At 57.1% G+C, this 24124-nt stretch carries 20 protein-coding genes and 3 tRNA genes; 9 read left to right on the forward strand and 14 right to left on the reverse strand.

What is annotated here, in order from left to right:
• Positions 1 to 85 precede the first annotated feature (85 nt).
• The 5 genes from miaA to nnr are packed head-to-tail and all read right to left on the reverse strand — an operon-like array spanning position 86 to position 6589.
• Positions 86 to 1036 carry a tRNA (adenosine(37)-N6)-dimethylallyltransferase MiaA gene (gene miaA / locus LU196_RS08585; protein WP_232758299.1) on the reverse strand — a complete coding sequence of 317 codons (951 nt, stop codon included), beginning with the start codon at positions 1034 to 1036 and terminating at the stop codon, positions 86 to 88.
• Positions 1029 to 2894 carry a DNA mismatch repair endonuclease MutL gene (gene mutL, locus LU196_RS08590; protein WP_232758298.1) on the reverse strand — a complete coding sequence of 622 codons (1866 nt, stop codon included), beginning with the start codon at positions 2892 to 2894 and terminating at the stop codon, positions 1029 to 1031. Before mutL ends, miaA begins: the two co-directional genes overlap by 8 nt.
• A 42-nt stretch (positions 2895 to 2936) precedes the next feature.
• Positions 2937 to 4595 (reverse strand): N-acetylmuramoyl-L-alanine amidase AmiB, encoded by a 1659-nt coding sequence (gene amiB, locus LU196_RS08595; protein ID WP_232758297.1) that lies wholly within the window; start codon positions 4593 to 4595, stop codon positions 2937 to 2939.
• Positions 4592 to 5068, reverse strand: a complete 477-nt coding sequence (tsaE, locus tag LU196_RS08600; RefSeq protein WP_232758296.1) for a tRNA (adenosine(37)-N6)-threonylcarbamoyltransferase complex ATPase subunit type 1 TsaE — start codon at positions 5066 to 5068, stop codon at positions 4592 to 4594. The genes amiB and tsaE overlap by 4 nt, the downstream gene beginning before the upstream one ends.
• A 3-nt stretch (positions 5069 to 5071) precedes the next feature.
• Complete coding sequence (gene nnr, locus LU196_RS08605; RefSeq protein WP_232758295.1) at positions 5072 to 6589, reverse strand: bifunctional ADP-dependent NAD(P)H-hydrate dehydratase/NAD(P)H-hydrate epimerase; 1518 nt, start codon at positions 6587 to 6589, stop codon at positions 5072 to 5074.
• Here nnr and queG point away from each other — a divergent pair.
• Positions 6588 to 7727: a tRNA epoxyqueuosine(34) reductase QueG gene (gene queG, locus LU196_RS08610; protein WP_232758294.1), complete on the forward strand. Its 1140-nt coding sequence runs from the start codon at positions 6588 to 6590 to the stop codon at positions 7725 to 7727. The genes nnr and queG overlap by 2 nt on opposite strands.
• 427 nt (positions 7728 to 8154) lie before the next feature.
• Here queG and LU196_RS08615 read toward each other — a convergent pair.
• The 4 genes from LU196_RS08615 to orn all read right to left on the reverse strand — a co-directional run bounded on the left by LU196_RS08615 (position 8155) and on the right by orn (position 9263).
• Positions 8155 to 8230: transfer RNA gene (locus tag LU196_RS08615), tRNA-Gly, on the reverse strand.
• Between the two features lie 89 nt (positions 8231 to 8319).
• A tRNA-Gly gene (locus LU196_RS08620) sits at positions 8320 to 8395 on the reverse strand.
• Between the two features lie 22 nt (positions 8396 to 8417).
• A tRNA-Gly gene (locus tag LU196_RS08625) sits at positions 8418 to 8493 on the reverse strand.
• A gap of 221 nt (positions 8494 to 8714) precedes the next feature.
• Positions 8715 to 9263 (reverse strand): oligoribonuclease, encoded by a 549-nt coding sequence (gene orn, locus LU196_RS08630; RefSeq protein WP_232758293.1) that lies wholly within the window; start codon positions 9261 to 9263, stop codon positions 8715 to 8717.
• Positions 9264 to 9366: 103 nt separating this feature from the next.
• Here orn and rsgA point away from each other — a divergent pair, with 103 nt between their 5' ends.
• The 3 genes from rsgA (at position 9367) to mscM (ending at position 14753) form a co-directional block, all read left to right on the forward strand.
• Positions 9367 to 10413 (forward strand): small ribosomal subunit biogenesis GTPase RsgA, encoded by a 1047-nt coding sequence (gene rsgA, locus LU196_RS08635; protein WP_232758292.1) that lies wholly within the window; start codon positions 9367 to 9369, stop codon positions 10411 to 10413.
• Positions 10414 to 10505: 92 nt separating this feature from the next.
• Positions 10506 to 11402: an archaetidylserine decarboxylase gene (asd, locus tag LU196_RS08640; RefSeq protein WP_232758291.1), complete on the forward strand. Its 897-nt coding sequence runs from the start codon at positions 10506 to 10508 to the stop codon at positions 11400 to 11402.
• Positions 11403 to 11417: 15 nt separating this feature from the next.
• Positions 11418 to 14753: a miniconductance mechanosensitive channel MscM gene (mscM, locus tag LU196_RS08645; RefSeq protein ID WP_232758290.1), complete on the forward strand. Its 3336-nt coding sequence runs from the start codon at positions 11418 to 11420 to the stop codon at positions 14751 to 14753.
• 47 nt (positions 14754 to 14800) lie between these two features.
• Here mscM and mdh read toward each other — a convergent pair whose 3' ends face one another.
• Complete coding sequence (mdh, locus tag LU196_RS08650; RefSeq protein WP_232758289.1) at positions 14801 to 15736, reverse strand: malate dehydrogenase; 936 nt, start codon at positions 15734 to 15736, stop codon at positions 14801 to 14803.
• Between the two features lie 419 nt (positions 15737 to 16155).
• Here mdh and argR point away from each other — a divergent pair, with 419 nt between their 5' ends.
• The 4 genes from argR to yhcN (LU196_RS08670) all read left to right on the forward strand — a co-directional run bounded on the left by argR (position 16156) and on the right by yhcN (LU196_RS08670) (position 18088).
• A complete protein-coding gene (gene argR / locus LU196_RS08655) occupies positions 16156 to 16626 on the forward strand; it encodes a transcriptional regulator ArgR (protein ID WP_008101964.1) in 471 nt (156 codons plus the stop codon).
• A 465-nt stretch (positions 16627 to 17091) separates the two neighbouring features.
• Positions 17092 to 17355: a peroxide/acid stress response protein YhcN gene (gene yhcN / locus LU196_RS08660; RefSeq protein WP_232758288.1), complete on the forward strand. Its 264-nt coding sequence runs from the start codon at positions 17092 to 17094 to the stop codon at positions 17353 to 17355.
• A gap of 89 nt (positions 17356 to 17444) precedes the next feature.
• Positions 17445 to 17717 carry a YdgH/BhsA/McbA-like domain containing protein gene (locus tag LU196_RS08665; protein ID WP_232758287.1) on the forward strand — a complete coding sequence of 91 codons (273 nt, stop codon included), beginning with the start codon at positions 17445 to 17447 and terminating at the stop codon, positions 17715 to 17717.
• Between the two features lie 104 nt (positions 17718 to 17821).
• Positions 17822 to 18088, forward strand: coding sequence for a peroxide/acid stress response protein YhcN (gene yhcN, locus LU196_RS08670; RefSeq protein WP_232758286.1), 267 nt, complete (start codon positions 17822 to 17824; stop codon positions 18086 to 18088).
• 174 nt (positions 18089 to 18262) lie between these two features.
• Here the strand turns inward: yhcN (LU196_RS08670) and LU196_RS08675 are convergent, their stop codons facing one another.
• The 4 genes from LU196_RS08675 to aaeX form a co-directional block, all read right to left on the reverse strand.
• On the reverse strand, positions 18263 to 19717 hold the full coding sequence (locus tag LU196_RS08675) for an NAD-dependent succinate-semialdehyde dehydrogenase (protein ID WP_232758285.1): 1455 nt from the start codon (positions 19715 to 19717) through the stop codon (positions 18263 to 18265).
• A gap of 111 nt (positions 19718 to 19828) precedes the next feature.
• On the reverse strand, positions 19829 to 21781 hold the full coding sequence (aaeB, locus tag LU196_RS08680; protein WP_232758284.1) for a p-hydroxybenzoic acid efflux pump subunit AaeB: 1953 nt from the start codon (positions 21779 to 21781) through the stop codon (positions 19829 to 19831).
• Positions 21782 to 21792: 11 nt separating this feature from the next.
• The gene (gene aaeA / locus LU196_RS08685; RefSeq protein WP_232758283.1) at positions 21793 to 22722 is read right to left on the reverse strand and encodes a p-hydroxybenzoic acid efflux pump subunit AaeA; all 930 of its coding nucleotides are present in this window, start codon (positions 22720 to 22722) and stop codon (positions 21793 to 21795) included.
• Positions 22723 to 22731: 9 nt separating this feature from the next.
• Positions 22732 to 22935 (reverse strand): p-hydroxybenzoic acid efflux pump operon protein AaeX, encoded by a 204-nt coding sequence (gene aaeX, locus LU196_RS08690; protein WP_232758282.1) that lies wholly within the window; start codon positions 22933 to 22935, stop codon positions 22732 to 22734.
• A 254-nt stretch (positions 22936 to 23189) separates the two neighbouring features.
• Between aaeX and aaeR the strand changes: the two genes are divergently transcribed.
• A complete protein-coding gene (gene aaeR, locus LU196_RS08695) occupies positions 23190 to 24104 on the forward strand; it encodes an HTH-type transcriptional activator AaeR (protein ID WP_232758281.1) in 915 nt (304 codons plus the stop codon).
• Positions 24105 to 24124 lie beyond the last annotated feature (20 nt).

Genomic DNA, 24124 nt, shown 5'->3' on the forward strand with positions numbered 1-24124 from the left:
ATGCTTGTTGTTTACTACTTAAGAACCGTGGTTCAGAAAAACTGCGTAAAAAATTTGCGCACGATAACGGATCGATTGTACACAATCATTCCGGCTTAGCACTAACTACCTGCAGGACCTTAGCACGCGCTAAGGCTGGCTCATCACTGTCTAACCAGTGAACGTTGGGCCAACCGCGTAACCAAGTGATCTGGCGTTTAGCAAGCTGCCGGGTGGCGCAAATTCCCCGATAAACCATATCGTCGTAGTCGATCTCGCCCGATAAATAAGACCACATCTGGCGATAACCCACACAACGAATGGAAGGCATATCCGTATGCAAATCACCTCGTGCAAACAATTCACGAACTTCCGCTTCAAATCCTGACGCAAGCATCTGGTTATAACGCAACGCAATGCGTTGATGTAACAGTTCACGGCTCGCCGGAGCGATAGCAAACTGGTACACGTCGTAGGGTAACGCCTCACCGGAGATTTTTGTCAGTTCCGTTAAAGTTTTACCCGAAATAAAAAAAACTTCCAGTGCTCGCGAAAGTCTCTGCGGATCATTCGGATGAATACGACTGCCGGCGACCGGATCGATTTCACACAGCTGGCGGTGCAAGGCTTCCCACCCTTTTTCAGCCGCCATTTGCTCTATTTGCTGGCGCACCGCAGGATCGGCCGAGGGCAACGGCGATAATCCTTCCAGTAACGCTTTAAAGTAGAGCATGGTTCCACCAACAAGCAGCGGAATCTTTCCTTTACGGGAAATATCCTCCATCTCTGCCAGCGCATCGCGACGAAACTCTGCGGCGGAGTACGTTTCCGCCGGATCGCGAATGTCCAACAAGCGATGTGGAGCCTGCGCCAACTCTTCGTTCGACGGTTTCGCCGTGCCTATATCCATCCCGCGATAGATTAAGGCAGAGTCAACGCTGATAAGTTCAACCGGAAGATGCTGGCGCAGCGAAATCGCTAATGCCGTCTTCCCCGAGGCCGTTGGCCCCATCAAAAAAATAGCCTTTGGCCGGCCAGCCTGGTTTTGTTCACTCATGCTTCAACGCGTTTATCGCGCTCTCAATCTCGATGGTCTGCAACAGACCTGAAGGCGGCGACGTTAACAGCTGTGGACAGAGCCGTTCCAGCTCAGCCAATAGCGCAATCGCCTGCGAGTGATTCCAGTGCGACGTTTCTGCGGTATCCTGGCGCGCCAGCCATTGCGCGAGCGAAGATGCAGAAACCTCTTGCTGCCGGGCGAGATAGCCTAACAGTTCAGGAATCAAGATTTGTAAATTTTGTGTTCGCAACGGTAAAGGCACCGCGCGCAGCGTGACGTGATGACCTTCCCTTTTTAAATCAATGCCCATCTGCGTTAACAGCGAGGCTTGCGCGTCGATAACCGCCAGCTCATCAGCTGCGATTTTCAGCCTGACGGGAATCAACAGCGGCTGAGGTTTAAGCCCCTCTTCGCCCGGCATAAGCTGTGCCTGTTTGAGCCAGCGCGAGGCCACCGCAAGCGACAACAGCTGAATGTGATTTCCGCGCTCAAGCAGCGCATAGCGCTCTTGCAACACGCTCAATACGCGCCCAAAGCTCTGCGCGTGGGCGGCCAGTGGCACCTCAGGCTGTCGCGCAGGTGTCACCGCGCGCGATGCAGCGGGTGCCACTGCGGGCGCGGGCGCAGGGGTTTTCATCAGCTGCTGATAGACTGCACCTTCACGCGCGCGATAGCCCGGCTCTTTGTTTTGCCATCCTGTCCCGGATCCCGCTGCTTCCGCGCGCTCACCGCGCGGCGCCGGAGCAGAAGCAGGACGAGAAGGTTGGGCAAAATGATTCGCCCCCGCCGCCTGGCGATTTTCCGGCTGCCATGGCGCTGCCGGCTCTTCAGCCTGTTCGAGTGGCAGCGGCGCGGCGCGCGTGGATTGCAGCGCGCTCATTACGCCCTGCCAAATAAAATCATGTACCAGCCGCGACTGATGGAAACGCACTTCATGCTTGGCTGGATGGACATTCACATCCACCTGATGGGGATCGATCTCGAGATACAGCACATAAGCAGGCTGCTGGTCGTCACCTAACTGGGTTTGATACGCCTGACGAATGGCATGGTTGATCAGCTTATCCCGCATCATACGGCCATTGACGTAGCAGTATTGCAAATCGCTTACCTGACGCGAGCCAGCAGGATCTGCCACCCAGCCGCGCAGCGCAAGATCGTCATGCTGCCAGTCAATACGCAGCGCATGCTGCATAAATGGGGTGCCGCAAATGGCACCGAGACGCCGTTCACGCTGCGCCTCCTGGCTGACCCCGCGATATTGCCGCACCAGCTTACCGTTGTGGGTAAGCGAAATCGCCACGTCAAAGCGCGCCAGCGCAATGCGGCGAATCACTTCATCGATGTGGGTAAACTCGGTTTTTTCAGTGCGCATAAATTTGCGGCGTGCCGGCGTGTTGTAAAACAGGTCCAGCACTTCCAGCGATGTGCCGACCGGGTGCGCCGCAGGCTTGACTGTCACATGCATTTCACGCCCTTCCGCGTAGGCTTGCCACGCTTCGCTTTGGTCAGCGGTACGTGAGGTCAGCGTCAAGCGCGACACCGAGCTAATACTGGCCAGCGCTTCACCGCGAAATCCCAGGCTCACGATCGCTTCCAGGTCGTCGAGGGAGGAAATTTTACTGGTCGCATGCCGCGCCAGCGCCATCGCCAGCTCTGCTTTGGCAATGCCACACCCGTTGTCGCGGATGCGAATCAGTTTGGCACCGCCTTTTTCGATATCGACGTCAATGCGCGTCGCGCCAGCATCCAGGCTGTTTTCCACCAGCTCTTTGACCACCGAAGCCGGACGCTCCACCACTTCACCTGCGGCAATCTGGTTCGCTAACTGAGGCGGTAAAATCTGAATTGGCATGCGGGATATCCTTGTTGCGGGCTGGCCCTAACGGGCCAGCGATCAGGATTGCGGAATCTTTAAGTTTTGCCCCAGCATCACATTGCTCGACTTCATATTGTTCGCCTGCATGATGGCTTTGGGGCTGACGCCATAATGGGCGGCAATGCCGGTCAGCGAATCGCCGCGCACCACTTTATGACGCACCGGCCGACTCGCGGCGCGACTGTTGCTCACCGCCGAATTGGCCGGCACTTTCAGGCGCTGTCCAACCCAGACAACATCGCGCTTAAGACTATTTAGCTCGCGTAACGTCGCCATGCTAACGCCATAGCGTGCCGCAATGCCCGACAGGGTTTCACCGCGCGTTACCGTATGGCGCTGCGTAGCACCCGTATATTGCACGGTGCCGCTCGCCGGGTTGCTGGCGACGCTAACCGCTGGTGCGCTGTCCAGCGGCCGGTTTTCCTCCTTTGGGACGGATTGCAGCGGATGCGCGAGGAAATAACTGCGTAAGCCTTTATAAATCGACTCCGCAATCTTTTCCTGATACGCGCTGCTGCCCAGCAGCCGCTCCTCCGCCGCGTTACTGATAAAGCCGGTCTCAACCAGTAATGACGGGATATCGGGTGAACGCAACACGCCTAAACTGGCGTGCTCAGGTAAACGCTTGTGCAAGCGCGTGACGCCTCGCAGCTGCTGCAACACTTTTACCGCCACGTCATAGCCTACGCGCTGCGAGTGACCAAACTGCAAGTCCAGCACCGCCTGACTTAAATAGGGATCAGCCTGACTGTTCGCCAGCAAATCGCCCGCGCCGCCCAGCAGTTCAGACTGCTTCTCTTTTTGCTCCAGCCAGTTCGCCATTTCGTTATTGGCGCGGCGATTGGAGAGCACCCACACCGACGCACCGGTGGCAGAGTGGTTAGGTGCCGCATCGGCGTGAATGGAGACCAGCAGGTTGGCGTTCTCTTTGCGCGCCACATCCGAGCGCCCCATCACCGAGATAAAGTAGTCGCCGTTGCGGGTGAGCACCGGTTTAAACATCGGATCGCGATCCATCAGCGCCTTGAGTTTGCGCGCAATCGCAATAGTGACGTTTTTTTCGTGCAGACCATGCTGGCCTGACGCACCCGGATCCTGCCCGCCATGTCCGGCGTCTATCGCCACAATCACCGTGTCGTTGCGCATCACGGCGCTGCCCGGCCGCACCCTACCGGTACCGCTGGTCACGGCCGTTACCGGATTGGCGTTAAACGGATTGCCCTGCGAGGATGCCTCGGGGGATTGCCGTGCGGCCGTCACTGGCGCGGGCGTACTGCGCGGCGCAGGCTGCGTGCCGCGCAGCGTGAACACCACGCGGTACTGATTACCGTCACGCTGCGTGGTGGCGCGCGTTTTGGTGGGCTGCGTCAGCTCAAACACCAGGCGAATACTCTGGTTATCTTTAGGCTGGCTGCTGCGAATGCGTTGCACAATATTCTGCCCGCTAAAATTGAGCGGTAACCCTTGTATCGCACCGCTTTGGCGAATATCCAACACCACGCGATTAGGGTTGTGCAGCGAGAAAAAACCATATACCGGCTGACCGTTGAAGCGCAGGGTCACTGTCGCCTGGCTATCGCCGTTATCCACTTTGATGTCAGAAAGCGTGGCGGAGAACGCCGACGCTGAGAACAGGCAAAGCGCTGCCAGTAGGATCTTTTTTACACCTGACATCATGCGGGATGCCCGCCTTGCACGAACTGCAGCAGCAGCGCTTCGCCCTGCGGCGAAACGGCATCAATTTCCGCTTCGCGCGCCGCGTCAACGTAGCGTAATGTCAGCGCCAAATCCGGTTCCGGCAGCACGCCTGCGCCCTGCTGCGGCCATTCCACCAGGCAGATCGCCTCTCCGCTGAAGTAGTCACGGATTCCCATAAACTCCAGCTCTTCCGGATCGGCCAGACGATACAGATCAAAGTGATAAAGATGGCGCGTAGCCAGCTCATACGGCTCGACTAACGTGTAGGTTGGGCTTTTGACATTGCCCTGATGCCCCAACGCCTGCAAGAAGCCTCGGCTAAAGGTCGTTTTACCGGCACCGAGATCGCCGTACAGATAGATCACCACCGCGCTGCTGCACACGCGGGCCAATCGCGCCCCCAAATCGAGGGTTGCTGCCTCATTGGGCAAAGAAATAACACAGGTCTTCATGCTTTATCGTTGGATCATCTCTGGATTAACAAATTGCCATAGCCGGTCAAACAGGTCGGTGGCTAACATCCCTCGCGTGCCACGCTCACGCGCCACGGCGTCTGCTGCGGCGCCGTGCGCCACGCAGCCCGCGCAGGCTGCCTCAAACAGGCTGATTTTTTGCCCGGCCAGGGCCGCAATAATACCGCTTAGCACATCACCCATGCCGCCAGACGCCATACCAGCGTTACCCACATCAGCAATCGCAATGGCGCCGGTTTCGTCCGCAATAACGGTGCCGGCGCCTTTCAGGACAACCACGCCGCCGTAGCGTTTTACCAGGCTTTGTGCAGCCTGTAAGCGGTCACGCTCAATCTCACTGGTTTTCACGCCAAGCAGGCGCGCCGCTTCGCCAGGATGCGGCGTAATAATGCGATTCTGACGGTTATCTGCAGTGATTGCCAGCAGGTTAAGCGCATCCGCATCCCAAAGCATCGGCTTTTCACTGGTCACCACTAACCTTAATGCTTGCTGTGCCCACTCGCGTTGGCCGAGCCCAGGACCGATAGCAATCATGTCTGCCCACGCCAGCGCCTGCGTCAGGCTTTTCTCATTCAGCGCGTCTACCATCAGCTCGGGCCGCGCGGTCAGAATCGGTCCAATATTATCTTCATGCGTCAGCACGCGAACAAGCCCAGCGCCGGCGCGCAGCGCGGCTTCACCCGTCATGCGAATGGCACCTGCGGTGCCGCTGTCTCCGCCAATGACCAATAGCCTACCCTGATCGCCTTTATGTGAGGTCGCTTTACGTGGCTTCAACCACGCGGCGAGATCGGCGGCGTCATAGCGAGCCACCGGCGCGGTGACGCCCGCGAGAAACGGCGCGAGGCCCAGCGCCGCACAGTGCAGTTCCCCCACATAATCGCGCGCCTTCCCGGTGAGCTGCCCCGGCTTGAGCGCAATCATACTCAGCGTGCTGTCGGCGAGGACGGCTTCACCGGGTGCCGCGCCCGTCGTAGCCAGCAGTCCAGAGGGGATATCAATCGCCAACACCGGTGCGACATGGGTATTCATCTGCATGATAAGGCGATCGTACGGCGGCGCGGGCGCGCGGTTGAGGCCAATCCCCAGTAGCGCGTCGACGATAAGATCAACCGCCTCCGGCCAAGCCGCGTCGGCGGCGTGCACAATCCCACCCGCAGCCAACCAGCTATCGCGCGCCTGCTGCGCCTCGTTCGGCAATGGCTTAGTGCTTTCACACGCCAGCAGCGTCACGGTCATCCCGGCCGCCTGCGCCAGCCGTGCCACAACATAGCCATCACCGCCGTTGTTGCCGTGCCCACACAGCACCAGCCAGTGACGCGCCTGCGGCCAGCGCGACCGCGCCAGTTCATAGCTTGCCTGCCCGGCACGCTGCATCAGTTCGAACAGCGTGCAGCCCACCGTGTCAGCGGCGTCGCGCTCAAGCTGCGCCATCGCCTGCGCAGGCCAGACAGAGTGTGGTAAACTGCGCGTGTTTGCTTCATTCATTTGGTTTCCCATGTCATACCCTTTCGATCTCCAACAGCTTGCTCAGCACATTAAACAGTGGGGCCGCGACCTCGGCTTTCAGCAGGTCGGTATTTGCGATACGGACCTGAGCCTTGAGGAGCCTAAGCTTCAGGCCTGGCTGGAGAAGCAATATCACGGTGAAATGGACTGGATGGCGCGTCACGGCATGATGCGCGCGCGTCCCCACGAACTCCTGCCCGGCACCTTGCGCGTTATCAGCGTGCGCATGAATTACCTTCCGGCTAAAGCCGCCTTTGCCAGTACGCTGAAAAACCCCCAGCTGGGCTATGTGAGCCGCTATGCGCTGGGCCGCGATTACCACAAAGTATTGCGCAATCGACTGAAAAAGCTCGGCGAAATGATTCAAGAGCACTGTGGTGAGCGCCAATTTCGTCCGTTTGTGGATTCCGCCCCCCTCCTTGAGCGCCCGCTCGCAGTCAAAGCCGGATTGGGCTGGACAGGCAAACATTCACTGGTGCTAAACCGTGAGGCTGGCTCGTGGTTTTTACTGGGTGAGCTTCTGATTGATTTACCGCTGCCCGTGGATGCGCCGCAGCCCGAGCAGTGCGGCCGCTGCGTGGCGTGCATGACCATCTGCCCGACCTCGGCCATTGTCGAACCCTATGTGGTTGACGCGCGCCGCTGCATTTCTTATCTGACCATCGAGCTTGAAGGTGCTATTCCAGAACCGCTGCGTCCGCTGATTGGCAACCGCATTTATGGCTGTGACGACTGTCAGCTGATCTGCCCGTGGAATCGGTACGGGCAATTAACCGACGAAACGGACTTTTCGCCACGCGCAGTGCTGCATGCGCCGCCGCTGACGGTGCTGTTTGGCTGGGATGAAAAAACCTTTCTGCGCGTCACGGAAGGCTCTGCTATCCGCCGCATCGGCCATTTACGCTGGCTTCGCAATATTGCGGTAGCGCTAGGCAACGCGCCGTGGTCTGTGGAAAATGTGGCGGCGCTGGAATCGCGCCGCGGCGAGCACCCGTTACTGGATGAGCACATCGACTGGGCCATTGCGCAGCAGCGGGAGAAGCGTCAGGCAGAAGCCGTGACAATTCAACCTGCTAAACATCAGCGGCTGGTGCGCGCGGTGGAAAAAGGCTTGCCGCGTGATGCATGATTGTACAGCCGACAGGATAAAATGCTTTTCCACACGCTGTGAATAAAATTATTACGTCAAAAAGGCTTCGGAAAAGTTATTTCAAGCACTTGCCTCGCACACAAACAGAAACAAATTTTTAGCAATGAAAATCAATAAGTTATTAGTTTATTGTAAGCTTTTATAGGCTTTATTGCGCGCAGGGAAGATTTCAGAGCTTGTGGATAACTCTGTTGAGAAGGGTTTAGCAGATAGCATAAATCGCGGTCAGTACGCTGGCTGCGCACTGTGGATAACCTGCTTTACGAAGGCTAATTTATCGGCCAACCTGAGCAAGACGCGACGGGCAAGCTTTCCAGAAAACCGTGGCTAACTGGCAACGCGAACAACGACAGCTATATGATGTTTGATTGCGCCCGGAGGCAAATAACAGTAGTGAATGAAAAACTGGAGCGGGAAACGAGACTCGAACTCGCGACCCCGACCTTGGCAAGGTCGTGCTCTACCAACTGAGCTATTCCCGCATAATCTTCGTATTTCAGTGCCACGGCGTAAACGACAATCGGTACGCTGCGAACTAAATCCGTGATTTGAATGGTGTACTGCACAATACTGGAGCGGGAAACGAGACTCGAACTCGCGACCCCGACCTTGGCAAGGTCGTGCTCTACCAACTGAGCTATTCCCGCATATCAGTATGTTTACGAAGTTTGGAGCGGGAAACGAGACTCGAACTCGCGACCCCGACCTTGGCAAGGTCGTGCTCTACCAACTGAGCTATTCCCGCATCTTCAACCTATCTTGCTGTTTGCACCGCTTTAGCAGGCAACAAGCGCAACATGCTGAATTTACACTTCGTTCGCGCCGAATGAAATTCTTCATCGGTACGGGGTGCGCATTATACGAGAAATCTTTTCTGCCGCAAGAGGCTGCACGCAAAATTTTACGCTTTGCGCGCGTTTGCTGATTTAATCAGCAAAGCGGTGTTTTCCTGCGCACCCCGTCGCATTAAACCTGCAAGAAATGCTCGCGATAATACGCCAGTTCGGCAATGGACTCGCGAATATCATCCAGCGCCTGATGCGTGCCACGCTTTTTGAAGCCCGGCAGAATCTCAGGTTTCCAGCGGCGCGCCAGCTCCTTCAGCGTACTGACATCGAGGTAGCGGTAGTGAAAATAGGCTTCCAGCTCCGGCATGTACTTGAATAAAAAACGGCGATCCTGGCCGATGCTGTTGCCGCAAATCGGTGAGGCATTGGCCGGCACCCACTGACGTAGAAACTCCAGCGTTGCTTGCTCTGCAGCACGGTCGTCGTGCTGGCTTTGTTTAACCCGCTCCACCAGCCCGCTTTGGGTGTGAGTACGCACATTCCAGTCGTCCATGAGCGCCAGCTGTGCATCCGACTGATGTACCGCCATGACCGGCCCTTCCGCCAGGATCGTGAGGTTGGCGTCGGTGACGATCGTCGCGATCTCAATAATACGATCGCGTTCAGGATCCAGACCGGTCATTTCCAGATCGATCCAAATCAGATTATTTTCATTTCCCGCTGTCATGCGTTTTCCGCCTATTGCCAAAGTCGTCATTCCACTCGTTTCAGGTGTATCATAGACGTTTTGCCCAGCGGGGCGAAGCCTGGCAAAAAACCTGAGAGGATGCGTGAGCAAAAATAAACTGTCGAAAGGTCAACAGCGTCGTGTAAGCGCCAACCATCAGCGTCGTCTGCAGCAACGGAGCGAGAAGCCGGAACCGGACGATAACCTGTTTGGGGAAGCCTCCGAAGGCGTAGTGATCAGCCGTTTCGGCATGCACGCAGACGTGGAAGATCGCGCGGGAGAGGTGCATCGCTGTAACATCCGCCGCACCATTCGTTCACTGGTCACCGGCGACCGCGTGGTGTGGCGCGCCGCCGTGGGCGGTGGAAAAGGCATTGTTGAGGCGGTCCACGATCGCGTGAGCGTACTGACGCGTCCGGACTTCTATGACGGCGTGAAACCGATCGCCGCTAATATCGATCAGATCATCATTGTTTCGGCGATTCTGCCGGAACTGTCGCTGAACATTATCGATCGCTATCTGGTGGCGAGCGAAACCCTCGGCGTAGAGCCGCTGCTGGTGCTCAATAAGATCGACCTGCTGGACAGCCGCGCGCGCGCCTTTGTTGATGAGCAAATGGCGATTTACCGTCGTATCGGCTATCGGGTGCTGATGGTTTCAAGCCACGCCAAAGACGGGTTGAAATCCCTCGAAGAGGCACTCACCGGCCGTATCAGTATTTTTGCGGGTCAGTCGGGCGTTGGAAAATCCAGCCTGCTGAATACCCTGCTCGATCTGGACGCCGTCGGCACCGAGATCCTCACCAATGATGTTTCCGATGTCTCCGGCCTGGGCCAGCACACCACCACTGCTTCACGCCTGTATCATTTTCCACACGGCGGCGACGTCATTGACTCACCCGGCGTGCGCGAGTTTGGCTTGTGGCACCTGGAGCCAGAACAGATCACGCGTGGGTTTATCGAATTCCGCGCTTATTTAGGCAGTTGTAAATTCCGCGACTGCAAGCACGATACTGATCCAGGGTGTGCGATCCGCGCCGCCGTGGAGGCAGGCGAGATCGCGCGTTCCCGTTTTGAAAACTATCACCGCATCCTGGAAAGTATGGCGCAGGTAAAAACGCGTAAAAACTTTTCCGATAGCGAAAGTTAATGGGTAAAAACGGCATATTCGCCAACTGACCGGGGCGCTGTTACAATCCGCCCCCTTTTGTAAACCATGCATAATTACGCCAGGAGGCAACGGTGTTTGATCGTTTTAAACTCGGCCTGAATCACATTCTGCCCAAAAAGGCACTGACCGAACTTGCTGGCTGGGGCGCAAGTCGCCGTGCTGGCTGGCTGACCAAAGCGGTTATCGACGTATTTGTCTGGTACTACAAAGTGGATATGGCGGAAGCCAGCAAGCCGCATACCGGCAGCTACCGCACGTTCAATGACTTTTTCGTGCGTCCGTTGAAAGAAGGCGCGCGCCCGATCGATCCCGATCCTTCACTGCTGGCATTACCGGCTGACGGTGCTATCAGCCAGCTTGGCCATATTGACGGTGACCAAATTTTCCAGGCCAAAGGCCACTATTACACGCTGCAAGCGCTGCTGGCCGGCAACGATGACCTGGCCGAGCAGTTTATCGATGGCGAGTTTGCCACCACCTATCTGGCACCGCGTGATTATCATCGCGTCCACATGCCCTGCAACGGCATTCTGCGTGAAATGATTTACGTGCCGGGCGATCTCTATTCGGTCAACCCGTTAACGGCACGCAATATCCCTAATCTGTTTGCGCGTAATGAACGCGTTATCTGCGTGTTCGATACCGATCACGGTCCGATGGTGCAAATCTTGGTGGGTGCCACCATCGTTGGCAGCATTGAAACCGTGTGGGCCGGCACCATCACCCCACCGCGTGAAGGGGTGATCAAACGCTGGCGCTACCCGTCGGCGGAACACGACGGCGCGGTTGTGCTGCTTAAAGGCCAAGAGATGGGCCGCTTTAAGCTGGGCTCGACGGTGATTAATCTCTTCGCGCCGCAGCGCGTTAAGCTGGCGGAAAGCCTTGAAGCCGAAAGCAAAACCCGTCTCGGTCAACCGATGGCTATCGCCCTGCCTCAGCCCGGCGATAACGCCCCGCTCGCCCGCTAACCGGAAACGTCTCCCGTGCGTGTTCTTCTCTCTCTGCTGCTGAGCCTGGTGCTCAGCAGCGCTGTTTTTGCCGCCACCGTTCCCGCCGCCAGCCAAATTCAACAAGAGCTGGATGCCGCTAAGTCCGCGAAAAACTCGCCCTCGCAGACGGAGCAGGTCCAGGCGCTGGAAGCCGCCCTCAACTTTCTTAACGAGCGCGACGAAGCGCTGGAAAGAGCGAAACAGTATCAGCAGGTTATTGATGATTTTCCGCGCCTGGCGCGTGAACTGCGTCAGCAGATTGCCGCGCTGACCGACACCAGCAAGCCGGTGCGCAGCAATATGAGCAGCGCCGAGCTGGATCAAGAGATCTTGCAGGTGAGCAGTCAGCTGCTGGAGGAAGGCCGTCAGGCGCAGCAGGAGCAGGATCGCGCCCGCGAGATCAGCGATTCCCTGTCGCAGCTGCCTCAGCAGCAAACTGAGGCGCGTCGCGCCATGACCGAAAGCGATCGCCGCGCCCAAGGCTCATCCGCCGCGGCAACACCGCTGGCACAGGCGCAAATTTACGCGCGCCAGGCCGAAAGCGCCGCCAACAAAGCGCGGGTAGATGAGTTAGAACTGGCGCAGCTCTCAGCGAATAACCGTCAGGAGCTGGCGCGCATGCGCGCCGAAGTCCACCAGCGAAAGCTCACCCAGCTGGATAACTATTTGCAGGCGCTGCGTAATCAGTTGAATAACCAACGCCAGCGGGAGGCGGAAATTGCGTTAGAGCGGACGGAGCAGCTCGCTGAGAACAGCGTTGATCTGCCGAGCGCCATCAGCGATCAGTTTCGCGTTAACCGCGATCTCTCCGCCGCGTTAAATCAGCAGGCGCAGCGTATGGATCTGGTGGCGTCGCAGCAGCGCCTCGCCACCAACCAAATTCTGCAGGTGCGCCAGGCGCTGAGCACCCTGCGCGAACAGTCGCAGTGGCTAGGCGCGTCGAATCTGTTAGGGGAAGCCCTGCGTGCACAGGTGGCGCGCCTGCCTGAGATGCCAAAATCGCAGCAGATTGATAGCGAAATGGGTGAGCTGCGCGTGCAGCGTCTGCACTATGAAGATTTGCTGGAGCGCCAGCGCGATCTGCGCAAGCAAAAACAGGCCGATGGCGCGCCGTTAAGCAGTGAGCAGAGCCGTATTCTTGATGCGCAACTTAAAACCCAGCGTGAACTGCTCAACTCGCTGATCTCCGGCTGCGACACGCTGATTCTGGAGATCACCAAGCTTAAAGTTTCCAACACGCAGTTGCAGGATGCGCTAGGCGAAGTCAAAGAGGCGACCCACCGCTACCTCTTCTGGACAGCGGATGTCAGCCCGCTGGATCTCAAGTATCCGCTTGACGTTGCTGCCGATCTCTCGCGGTTGCTGTCGCTGGATACGCTGGGTCAGTTGGGCAAAGCCCTTGCCATGATGTTTACCAACCGCGAAACCGTGCTGCCCGTGATCGCCGCGATTATCCTCGTGGGCTTCAGTATTAGTACGCGACGGCACTACAACGCCTTTATGGCGCGCGCCGCCAGCCGCGTAGGCAAAGTCACCCAGGATCGCTTTAGCCTGACGGTGCGCACCGTATTCTGGTCGATTTTGGTGGCGGTGCCGCTGCCCGTGCTGTGGGCCACGCTGGGCTTCGGCCTGCAGCATGCCTGGCCTTATCCTTTTGCGGTAGCGATTGGTGATGGCATCACCGCGACGTTGCCGCTGCTGTGGGCGTTTATGATCAGCGCCGCCTTTGCCCGCCCTGATGGCCTGTTTGTGGTGCATTTCCGCTGGCCGCAATCGCGCGTGGCGCGCGCCATGCGTTATTACTCGCTGACCGTTGGCCTGATCGTGCCGCTGATTATGCTGCTGATTGCCTTTGCCAACCTTGACGATCCGCAATTTTCCGGCACGCTCGGCCGTCTCTGTTTTATTCTGATTTGCGGCGCGCTGAGCATTGTCACCGTGAGCCTGAAACGTGCGGGTATCCCGCTCTATCTGGACAAAGAGGGTAACGGGGAAAATCTGGTCAACCGTATTCTCTGGAACCTGATGGTGGCGATTCCGCTGCTGGCGGCGCTGGCGTCGTGCATCGGCTATCTCGCGACGGCGCAGGCTTTATTAGCGCGCCTGGAAACCTCCGTGGGGATTTGGTTCTTTTTATTGGTTATTTACCACGTGGTGCGTCGCTGGATGCTGATCCAGCGACGCCGCATCGCCTTCGATCGTGCCCGCCAGCGTCGTGCCGATATGCTGGCGAATCGCGCGCGCAGCGAAGAAGAGAAAGAGCAGCAGACGCCGGGCAATGCCGACACCATTGAAGTGGAAGAGCCGATTATCGATTTAGATGAGATCAGCGCGCAGTCGCTGCGCCTGGTGCGCTCGATTCTCACGCTGATCGCGCTGGTCTCGGTGATCGTGCTGTGGTCGGAAATTCATTCGGCCTTTAGTTTCCTCGATAACATTCCGCTGTGGGATGCCAGCACCACCGTGCAGGGCGTGGAGAGCGTGCAGTCGATTACGCTGGGCGCGGTGCTGATTGCGATTCTGGTGTTCATTATCACCACCCAGCTGGTGCGCAATATGCCCGCGCTGCTTGAGCTGGCGATATTACAGCATCTCAGCCTGACTCCCGGCACTGGCTATGCCATTACCACGCTGACCAAATACGCGCTGATGTTTATCGGCGGGCTGATTGGGTTTTCGATTATTGGCGTCGAGTGGTCGAAACTGCAGTGGCTGGTGGCCGCGCTGGGCCTGGGGCTGGGCTTCGGGATGCAGGAGATTTTCGCGAACTTTATCTCCGGCCTGATTATTTTGTTTGAAAAACCCATTCGCATTGGCGATACCGTGACCATCCGCGATCTCACCGGCAGCATTACGCGCATCAATACCCGCGCAACCACCATTACCGATTGGGATCGCAAAGAGATCATTGTGCCGAATAAGGCATTTATTACCGAGCAGTTTGTTAACTGGTCGCTGTCGGATTCGGTCACGCGCGTGGTGCTGACGATCCCTGCCCCCGCGCGCGTCGACAGTGAAGCGGTCACGACGTTGCTGAAACAGGCAGCCGATCGCTGTACCTACGTACTGGACGTCCCGGCCCCCGATGTCTTTCTGGTGGATTTGCAGCAGGGTATTCAGCTGTTTGAGCTGCGCGTTCACGCCGCTGAAATGGGCCATCGCATGCCGCTGCGCCATGAGCTGCATCAGCTGATCCTACGCGGCTTTGAAGAGCGCGGCATTGAAATGCCCTTCCCGCCGTTCCAGGTGCGCATGGAAACGCTGGGGCGTAAAACGCCCGCCTCAAACGGATCACCGGCCAGCCAAACCTTCAAATCCGGCGGTTTATAAACAACAATGCCCGGCACGCGCCGGGCATTTTTTTACCGCGGGTTGGGTTACTTCACAAACGCCTCACCTTGCGCGATATCTTTTTTCAGCGTCTCCAGCATGCCGTCTAAGGCCTGCTGCTCAAACGTGCTAAGTGGGCCGAGAGGACGACGCTCTGCGATACCGTTTTTCCCCAGCAGCAAAGGCTGTGAGAAAAAGCGCGCGTATTCGCCGTCACCTTCCACGTAAGCACACTCCACGACGTTCGCTTCACCCTGCAGCGCGCGAATCAGTGACAGACCAAAACGCGCAGCGGCCTGGCCCATCGACAGCGTTGCCGATCCGCCACCGGCTTTGGCCTCCACCACTTCGGTGCCGGCATTTTGGATGCGCTTGGTAAGATCAGCAACCTCCTGCTCGCTGAAGCTGACGCCTTTTACCTGCGACAGTAGCGGCAGGATCGTGACGCCGGAGTGCCCGCCAACCACCGGCACTTCAATGTCGGTGGGAGATTTTCCTTTCAGTTCGGCAACAAAGGTATTCGCGCGGATCACGTCCAGCGTTGAAACGCCGAACAGGCGGTCTTTGTCATAGACGCCAGCCTTTTTCAGCACTTCAGCCGCGATAGCAACCGTGGTATTAACGGGGTTGGTGATCACGCCAATTAACGCTTTAGGTGCCGTGCTGGCAACTTGCTCGATCAAATTGCGCACGATGCCGGCATTAACGTTAAACAGATCGGCACGATCCATGCCGGGCTTACGCGCCACGCCCGCAGAGATAAGCACCACGTCGGCGCCGTGCAGCGCGGGGGTCGCATCTTCACCGCTAAACCCTTCCACTTTTACCGCCGTGGGAATATGGCTGAGATCCACCGCAACGCCTGGCGTAACCGGGGCGATGTCATAGAGCGAAAGTGAGGAACCTGCGGGTAATTGCGTTTTGAGCAGTAGTGCGAGTGCCTGGCCGATACCACCGGCTGCACCAAGAACGGCAACTTTCATCCTGAACTCCTTATTAAGGTGGGGCAGAGAAATGCCGAAATCCATAAGGTTACGAGTTTAATCAACTTCTCAGGCGATCGCGACGGGTCTGTCGCGCAATAACATGACGCCGCAATCGGCTCCCGAGACCTCTCCACTTCAGAAGTCGCCTGAATGATTCCATCGCAGCCAACAGACTATGGACGGCTTTGATCGTCGATTTTCTTGTTACCACATCAATACTATAACAACTTCGCAACCTTCGCTTTGCGCGCTACCCCGCGATTTTGGCCTGCTTTAAAACTCTGTTATGATGCGCGTCCCGCAGAATGACGGCGCACCACTGCCCGCCACTCATTGCATAAAAATTCATATAAATGCATAATAATTTATCGGCTGTGGGATTGTTGCCCGCAGCGTCCATTCTATATTGGTAACTTATGCGTAACCCATCGAAACAAGACGATCTGATTAAGGCGTTCAAGGCCTTACTAAAAGAAGAAAAATTCAGCTCTCAGGGCGAAATTGTGCAGGCCTTGCAAGAGGATGGCTTCGAAAATATCAATCAGTCCAAAGTGTCGCGCATGCTGACCAAATTTGGCGCGGTGCGCACGCGCAACGCCAAGATGGAGATGGTCTACTGCTTGCCTGCGGAGTTGGGCGTACCCACGACCACCAGCCCGCTGAAGAATCTGGTACTGGATATTGATTATAACGATGCGCTGGTGGTGATTCACACCAGTCCGGGCGCAGCGCAGCTGATTGCGCGGTTGCTGGATTCGCTGGGCAAGGCAGAAGGTATCCTCGGCACTATCGCGGGCGATGACACCATTTTCATCACGCCAGCACGCACTTTCTCCGTAAAACAGCTTTATGACGCGATCCTGGTGTTGTTTGAACAAGAGCTGTAAATCCCCTTTCGCTAACCGGCCCGCCGCTGCCGGTTAGCGCTACGCTCGCCCGCACCACGGCCATTTCCGCTCCTCTTCCCTTTTATCTGCCCGCGTCATCACCTGATCTAATGGTATGACCTTTTGCCTTATGCTATATCGCACGATATTTTCCACTACTTTTAAGATGCCATTCGGCTGCTTTAACGTTTTGTGGCATTTCAGCCAGTCAGATTAACCACGATCTTTCGCACAAAAAGATAATTTGACCCAGATCATTGTTTTTAAGCACAAAAATCACCCAATGGTTAAGAAATACCCGGTTTTTATAACCGTTAGTTCTTAAAAAGTGTCATAAGGATAAAGGATAACAACTAATCATTATTAGGCAGATATTAATTTCATGCGTAATTAGATCTATACTTCTTTTCGTGATTCAAATCACACTTCATTCGAAGATAAAAATAGATGACGAGGATTAATACCATGAACATTAAAACTACTATCGCTGCCGTAAGCCTTCTCTCTGCCCTGTCATTTGGTGCAGTCGCAGCAGAATCTATCAACGCCGAACAGGCAATGAATCTGCAATCCGTGGGCACCGTTAGCGTCAGCGGCGTGGGTGGCTCCCCAATGGATATCCGCCAGCAACTGAACGCAAAAGCGGAACAGCAAGGTGCAAGCGCCTACCGTGTGATTGAAGCCAACACCGGTGACAGCTATCACGCTACCGCGCAGCTGTACAAGTAAGCACCACCAGTAAGAAGCGACGTAACGGCGACCGATTTGAGAGGCGTTTGCCTCCCAGGTTGCCAGATATCATCCCTGGAGAGTAAATCATGAAAAAGACATTCGCGATTGCCGCAGTGGGGCTGGCTTCATTGCTTTCTTTTGGTGCCAGCGCTGCTACGCAGGTTTCTAACCAGCAGGCTGCGCAGATGAACCTGCAGCCGTTGAATCAAACCATCAGCCTGAGCGGTATCGATGGCGACCAGCAAAACGTACGCGCTGAGCTGTCACAGAAAGCGGACGCGCAGGGTGCGGGCCACTATCGCATTATCGAAAGTAACCGCGACGATGCCTGGCACGTCACGGCTGAACTGTACAAATAATCAACCTTTTTAACGTCTCAGGCGCCTGCCGCGTCTGATCAAAATCGACGACCCGCCCCAATGATGTTTGCCGCAGGTTGTTGATTGAAACGTGGAGATTCAAGATGAAAATCAAAACAACTCTCGCAGCCGCAAGCCTTCTTTCACTGTTTGCCTTCGGTGCCTCTGCGGCACAGCTGGTCACTAACGAACAGGCGCAAACTCTGCAACCTACTGGCAGCATCATTACCATCAGCGGTTCCGGCGGCGCACCGATTGATTACCGCGCCCAGCTGTCACAAAAAGCTGACGCGCAGGGTGCCAGCGCCTATCGCGTGGTGGAAGCGAACACCGGTGACAGCTACCACGTCACTGCAGAACTGTATAAGTAATTCCTCGTCACCCCTGACGAACCCTTTGGCCCCGCCTGGCGGGGCCCTTTTTAGGGCTGATACAAATGAAAAAAGGAGCGGCTTATCCCGCTCCTTTTTTACTGCGCGACTTTTACTGCACGGAAGAAGCGCAAGCGTATTCCACCGTGCACGGCGCTTGGTTTCCGCGTTCGCTTAGCCCAGCCCACCGATGTGTAACGCTTTTACCTCCATATACTCTTCCATGCCCAGTACCGATCCCTCGCGGCCTAAGCCCGATGCCTTGATCCCCCCAAACGGCGCGACCTCTGTGGACACCGCACACTCGTTGATGCCGATCATACCCGCCTCCAGCGCCGCCGAGACGCGGAACACGCGCGCCAGGTCTTGGGTATAAAAGTAAGCGGCAAGGCCATATTCCGTGGCATTGGCGCGCTCAATCACCTCCGCTTCGCTATCAAAGCGGAAACAGGCTGCAACGGGACCAAAAGTTTCATCCTGCGCCAGCTTCATATTTTCATTGGCATCGCGGATGACCGTCGGCTGCCAGAAGTTACCGCCCAGCGCGTGACGCTCACCGCCGGTTAAGATCTTGCCGCCTTTGCTGACGGCATCCTGCACATGCTCTTCCACTTTTTCTAGCGCGGAAGGTTCGATCAGCGGCCCCACGACAACGCCCTCTTCCATCCCGTTGCCAACTTTGAGCTTGCTGACCGCCTCCGCCAGCTGATCAACAAAACGATCGTAGAGTGAACTGTGGATAAAGAAGCGGTTGACGCTCACGCACACCTGCCCGGCATTGCGGAACTTATTGGCAACGGCGCCCTGCACCGCCGCATCAAGATCGGCATCCTCGAACACGATATAGGGCGCGTTGCCGCCTAGCTCCATGGACACTTTTTTCATGGTCTCCGCCGCATTGCGCATCAAGGTTTTTCCCACCGCCGTCGAGCCCGTAAAAGAGATTTTACGCACCGCGGGGCTGGCCATAATGGCGTCGCTGATGGCGTGTGTGTCACCCGCCACGGCGTTTAGCACACCGTCCGGCACGCCTGCTTCTTGCGCCAGTGCAACCAGCGCAAAGGCGCTAAGCGGCGTATTATTGGCGGGCTTGATGATGCCGGTACAGCCCGCAGCCAGCGCCGGGCCGAGCTTGCGAGTGAGCATCGCCATCGGGAAGTTCCACGGGGTAATCGCGGCCACGACGCCCACCGGCTCCCGGGTGGCCAGAATGCGCGATCCCGGCTTGGCAGGGGGAATAATTTCACCGTTGGCGCGACGCGCCTGCTCGGCAAACCACTGGATGAAGCTGGCCGCGTATTCGACTTCTCCCTCAGCTTCCTTCAGCGGTTTGCCCTGCTCTGCGGTCATTAGGGCACCCAGCCAGCTTTTGTTGTCGATGATCAGCTGATACCAGCGGTGAAGGATATCGGCGCGCTGTTTGGCGGTTTTTTCACGCCAGGCCGGAAAGGCCCGCTGCGCGGCCGCGATCGCCTGCTCGGTTTCCGCTTTCCCGGCTTTCGCCACCTGAGCCAGCACAGCCTGCGTGGCTGGGTTAATGACATCAAAGGTCGCGCTGGCGCGCTGCCACTGGCCCGCGACGAAGTAACCGGTTTTGAAAAGGGGGTGCTGCTGCAACGAGGTGGACATCAGTTTTCTCCTGTCAGTGTAAAACCTGCCAGAAAAGTATAGATGCCAATATCCGCCGGCTTGCTTAAGCGGGGCAAACAAAAAAGCCGCTGCGTACCACAGCGGCCTTTTTCAGATTTGGATGAGCGTGTTCTGGTACTTATCCAGCATCATCGTGAGCCGCTTAACCGGCTCGATCACGCTCTCCGGTGCCGCGTAGTGATGCAGTTTTTCCTGATAGATTTCCAGCTCTCTCAGCAGCTGCTCAAAGTACGCGCGGCGCTTCTCATCGCTGCTGGCCGAAATCACCTGGTCGGCCGTGGCGCGTAGCTGGCGGTGGTAGGCAGAGAGGTCGGCGTTTACCGGTACTTCAGCGCGGCGCAGGCGCTGATGCCCGATAATCAGCGTCAATGCGATGCGGTACTTATCAATGTCGCCGGGGAACAGGTTTAACAGCAGAAACAACTGCTGGTACAGCGCCGGCAGATGGTTTTCCCGACGGCGCGCCTGGTTGGTGGTTAACCCGGCGACGGCGGCATACATAAAGCGGTTTAACAGCTTACGCCCGGTGCGCGCGCGCGATTTATCGCGAATCAGCAGAATCACCATCATGGCGACAAAGCTGCCAATCCACTGACCAAGGGCATTATCCAGGAACACGTGAAATTCAAACTGCATCGGGTTATCCAGCACCAGCACGTTGATGGTACCGATAAGCGCGCCCAGGGTGCCAATCTGACGGCGCTGGACGAAAATACCGCCGACAAAACCCAGCGCCCCCACAGCAATGCAGAGCAGCAGCGCACTTTGCTGGGTGGCAGGTAAGATGACCATGAAATAGAGCATGCCCAGCGGCACGGCAAACGCCATGCCGTAGAAGAAATCTTTGGCCATCATGATCGGATTCGGCATACGCATCGCCAGCGCGGTGATCACCGCCAGCATTACCATACAGCCGCTGCCCGACGCCCAGCCGGTGTAAAGCCAAAACAGCGATCCCAGCGCGGTAGCGACAAAGGTGCGAATGCCGTTGATCATCGCATGGTGCGTTTCCGCCGAACGGGCCTGGATCACCACTTCGCGTTGCAGGATCCGCTCCTCCAGCGCGGTAATGCGGCTATTGCTGCGCACGCCCTTGATCAGCAGCAGGTACTCGGTCGCCGCGCCCACCCAGCTTGCCACCGTCATCGGCGCCGTTTTGCTGGTGGCGGCAATCAGACGTCGCATCACCTTCATGCGCTTGTGGACATCGTGGGCGCTGTTGGCCTCTTTCTCGATCAGCAACCGGTACTGAGAAGGAATGTAGTCGGGACGGGAATTTTGAATCAAAAAGGTCTCCGCCGCCTGCGTGATCAGCGTCAGCGACAGCGTATTCAGCATCTGCAAACGGCGGCTGGTGTTTTGCCAGCGCGACGACTCCATCATCAGCTGGCTACGCATGCCGTTTAGCGCCGTGGTGCGCCGCACCAGCGCGCTCCAGGCTTTATCCACCTCGTCTTTATTGTCGTGCGCGACGCACAGCTGCAGTAGCTTGTAGTGAGCCACCAGCAGGGCCTCCACTTCAGCGTCAATGACTTTTTTGATGGAGCGCGGGGAGAACAGCATATCGGCCAGGATGGCGCAGAGGATGCCCAGCACAATTTCGCTGCAGCGCTCCACCGCAAACTGCGGCGCCAGCGTTAAACCGCCGGTGGCATCGGCCGTCACCACAATGATCAGCGCGGTATAGCCCGCCAGGCCTAGCGCATAGGAATTTTCAACGCGGATAAGCGAAGAGAGCCAGACGCAGGCACCCGCCCACAAGCAGCAGAGCAGCAGCATCACCACCGGCGCGCGCACGGTGGCAATCATGATGGTCAGCGCGGCAATACAGCCGATAAACGTACCGATGATGCGCAGAATGCCGCGATAGCGCAGCGCGCCAGAGTAGGGATCGCCACCCGCCGCAAAGGCGGTGCCGCCGGCGACGATACCGGCGGTCATCACGGCCCAGCGCGGCGTTTCCAGATTCAGGTGAAAGCCAATCATCAGCGCCGCGACCAGCGCAAAGGTGAGCTTTACCGGAAAGCGTAAAAACTCAATCATAGCGCCTCCGCTTAACCGAACTCTCGCAGGCGGTTAAAGAACTGTGCCATCGGCGACGCCTGCGTTTTACGATCGTTTTGCCCGGTGATCACCACGGTAGCCGTGGTGCCCGCCGGGAAGCGATTACCCGGCTGCACGTCAAGCCGAATGCGCACCGGCACGCGCTGCGCCAAACGCACCCACTCCAGATTGGAGTCAACGGTGGCCATGCCTTTGCTGTCAACACTGCTGCTGCTGTTGGTCACGCCCGCCGCGACGCTATCCACGGTGCCGCGCAGCACGGTATTGCTGCCCAGCGGCGTGATTTCCGCGCGGAAGCCAGGACGTACGCCGTTCAGCTTGGTCTCTTCCATGTAGGCCAGCACGTAGAACGAGTGCTGCTGTACCAGCGCCACCGCCACCGAACCGCGGGTGATAAATTCCCCCTCATACACATTGAGGTTAGTGACCCAGCCGTCGGACGGCGCTTTGATGGTCGTACGGTCCAGATCGATTACCGCGAGATCGCGCGTGGCGATCGATTTCGCCAGCTGGTGCTCGCTGGTTTGCAGATCGTTGTTCGCCTGTTCAATGGCTTCGCGCGACATCGCGCTGGTGCCCAGCTGGTTGCGGCGCGCGGCTTCCCGGCGCTTCTCGCTTACCAGCGCTTGGTAGTAGGCGACGTCAGCCTCAGCCTGATCCAGCGCTTTCTGGTAGCGTGGACGATCAACCACAAACAGCGTGTCGCCTTTTTTCACCAGCTGATTGTCATGCACCGGCACATCGGTGATCAGGCCGGTGACATCTGGCGAGATCGCTACCACATCGGCCGAGAATCTCGCATCGCGCGTCCAGGGCGATTCGGTGTAAAACACCCAAGCGCGGAAAATGATCACCACGGCGATGACAACCAGCAGGAGCGTAATCGCGTAACGCGCGATTTTTTTTATAAGCGCTTTCACTTAAAAACCTCAGACGAATAAACAGGAGACAAGGTAGAACACGCAGCAATAGAGTGCGGTGTTAAACAGGGCGGGATGCCATACCACATCATAGATGCCGCTGGGCGTCAGCACGCGTTTCACCAGCCAGAACAAGGCCAGTGACACCAGCAATTCAATGAAAATGGGCGGAAAAGATAGCCCGAATACGACAAATACCGGCAGCACACTCATTTCGGTTCCTTAGTTCGACCTTGCCGGATTGCACAGAAACCTGCCCCGCGTCGTGGTCGCGTAGGATAAAAATCAGGGGATATAAAGAAACAGCGGGCAACATTCAGGCCGTATTGCGCTAATCATAGCGTATCATCGGGCAAACGCTGCCGCGTTGGGGTGCAACCCGCAAACACAGCGGGCGTATAATAACGCGCTTGACTATACGTTTTCTACATAATGTGACCTAAATCACTTTTTAGCCAGAGTAAACAATGGAACGACTAAAAGGCATGTCCGTCTTCGCCAAAGTGGTTGAATTGGGCTCATTTACCGCCGCTGCCCGCCAGCTTCATCTTAGCGTGTCGTCGATTAGCCAGATTGTGGCCAAACTGGAAGATGAGCTACAGGTCAAACTGTTGAACCGCAGCACGCGCAGCCTCGGCCTGACGGAGGCAGGTAAAATTTATTACCAGGGCTGCCGTCGCATGCTGGCGGAGGCCTCACAGGTGCACGAGCAGCTCTATGCCTTTAACAATACGCCGATTGGCGTGCTGCGCATTGGCTGTTCCTCCACCATGGCGCAGAACGTGCTGGCGGCGATGACCAGCGACATGCTGCGCGAGTATCCGGGCCTCAGCGTGAACCTGGTGACCGGCAGCCCGGCCCCGGATCTCATCGCCAACGGATTAGATTTGGTGGTGCGCGTAGGCGCGCTGCAAGACTCCAGTCTGTTTTCACGCCGTCTTGGTGCCATGCCGATGGTGGTATGCGCCGCCAGGCACTATCTGGCGCAGCACGGCACGCCGGAGAAGCCGGGCGAAATCGACAATCTTTCCTGGCTGGAATACAGCGTGCGGCCGGATAATACCTTTGAGCTGGTGGCGCCAGAAGGCGCGGTGACGCGGTTAACGCCGCAGGGCCGCTTCGTCACCAACGATTCACAAACGCTGATTCGCTGGCTCAAAGCCGGCTGCGGCATCGCCTACGTGCCGTTGATGTGGGTCATTGATGAGATCAACGCGGGTGAGATCGATATTCTGTTTTCCCGCTACCACTCTGAACCGCGCCCGGTGTATGCGCTGTATACGGAAAAAGATAAGCTGCCGCTGAAAGTGCAGGTGTGCATTAATGCGCTAACGGACTATTTCAATCAGGTCACGCAGCAGTATCAACAGCACCGATCGTAAAGGCGGCCCAGAGGCCGCCT

The sequence above is a fragment of the Pantoea sp. Mb-10 genome (genome assembly GCF_021272205.1).
Classification (GTDB): Bacteria; Pseudomonadota; Gammaproteobacteria; order Enterobacterales; family Enterobacteriaceae; genus Pantoea.

Excerpts from the sequence above, each read along its gene's own strand:
- amiB (WP_232758297.1), bottom strand. The coding sequence starts at position 4,595 with ATGATGTCAGGTGTAAAAAAGATCCTACTGGCAGCGCTTTGCCTGTTC.
- miaA (WP_232758299.1), bottom strand. The coding sequence starts at position 1,036 with ATGAGTGAACAAAACCAGGCTGGCCGGCCAAAGGCTATTTTTTTGATG.
- tsaE (WP_232758296.1), bottom strand. The coding sequence starts at position 5,068 with ATGAAGACCTGTGTTATTTCTTTGCCCAATGAGGCAGCAACCCTCGAT.
- aaeR (WP_232758281.1), top strand. The coding sequence starts at position 23,190 with ATGGAACGACTAAAAGGCATGTCCGTCTTCGCCAAAGTGGTTGAATTG.
- queG (WP_232758294.1), top strand. The coding sequence starts at position 6,588 with ATGTCATACCCTTTCGATCTCCAACAGCTTGCTCAGCACATTAAACAG.
- mutL (WP_232758298.1), bottom strand. The coding sequence starts at position 2,894 with ATGCCAATTCAGATTTTACCGCCTCAGTTAGCGAACCAGATTGCCGCA.
- argR (WP_008101964.1), top strand. The coding sequence starts at position 16,156 with ATGCGTAACCCATCGAAACAAGACGATCTGATTAAGGCGTTCAAGGCC.
- orn (WP_232758293.1), bottom strand. The coding sequence starts at position 9,263 with ATGACAGCGGGAAATGAAAATAATCTGATTTGGATCGATCTGGAAATG.
- aaeB (WP_232758284.1), bottom strand. The coding sequence starts at position 21,781 with ATGATTGAGTTTTTACGCTTTCCGGTAAAGCTCACCTTTGCGCTGGTC.
- yhcN (WP_232758288.1), top strand. The coding sequence starts at position 17,092 with ATGAACATTAAAACTACTATCGCTGCCGTAAGCCTTCTCTCTGCCCTG.
- mdh (WP_232758289.1), bottom strand. The coding sequence starts at position 15,736 with ATGAAAGTTGCCGTTCTTGGTGCAGCCGGTGGTATCGGCCAGGCACTC.
- LU196_RS08665 (WP_232758287.1), top strand. The coding sequence starts at position 17,445 with ATGAAAAAGACATTCGCGATTGCCGCAGTGGGGCTGGCTTCATTGCTT.
- LU196_RS08675 (WP_232758285.1), bottom strand. The coding sequence starts at position 19,717 with ATGTCCACCTCGTTGCAGCAGCACCCCCTTTTCAAAACCGGTTACTTC.
- aaeX (WP_232758282.1), bottom strand. The coding sequence starts at position 22,935 with ATGAGTGTGCTGCCGGTATTTGTCGTATTCGGGCTATCTTTTCCGCCC.
- yhcN (WP_232758286.1), top strand. The coding sequence starts at position 17,822 with ATGAAAATCAAAACAACTCTCGCAGCCGCAAGCCTTCTTTCACTGTTT.
- nnr (WP_232758295.1), bottom strand. The coding sequence starts at position 6,589 with ATGGGAAACCAAATGAATGAAGCAAACACGCGCAGTTTACCACACTCT.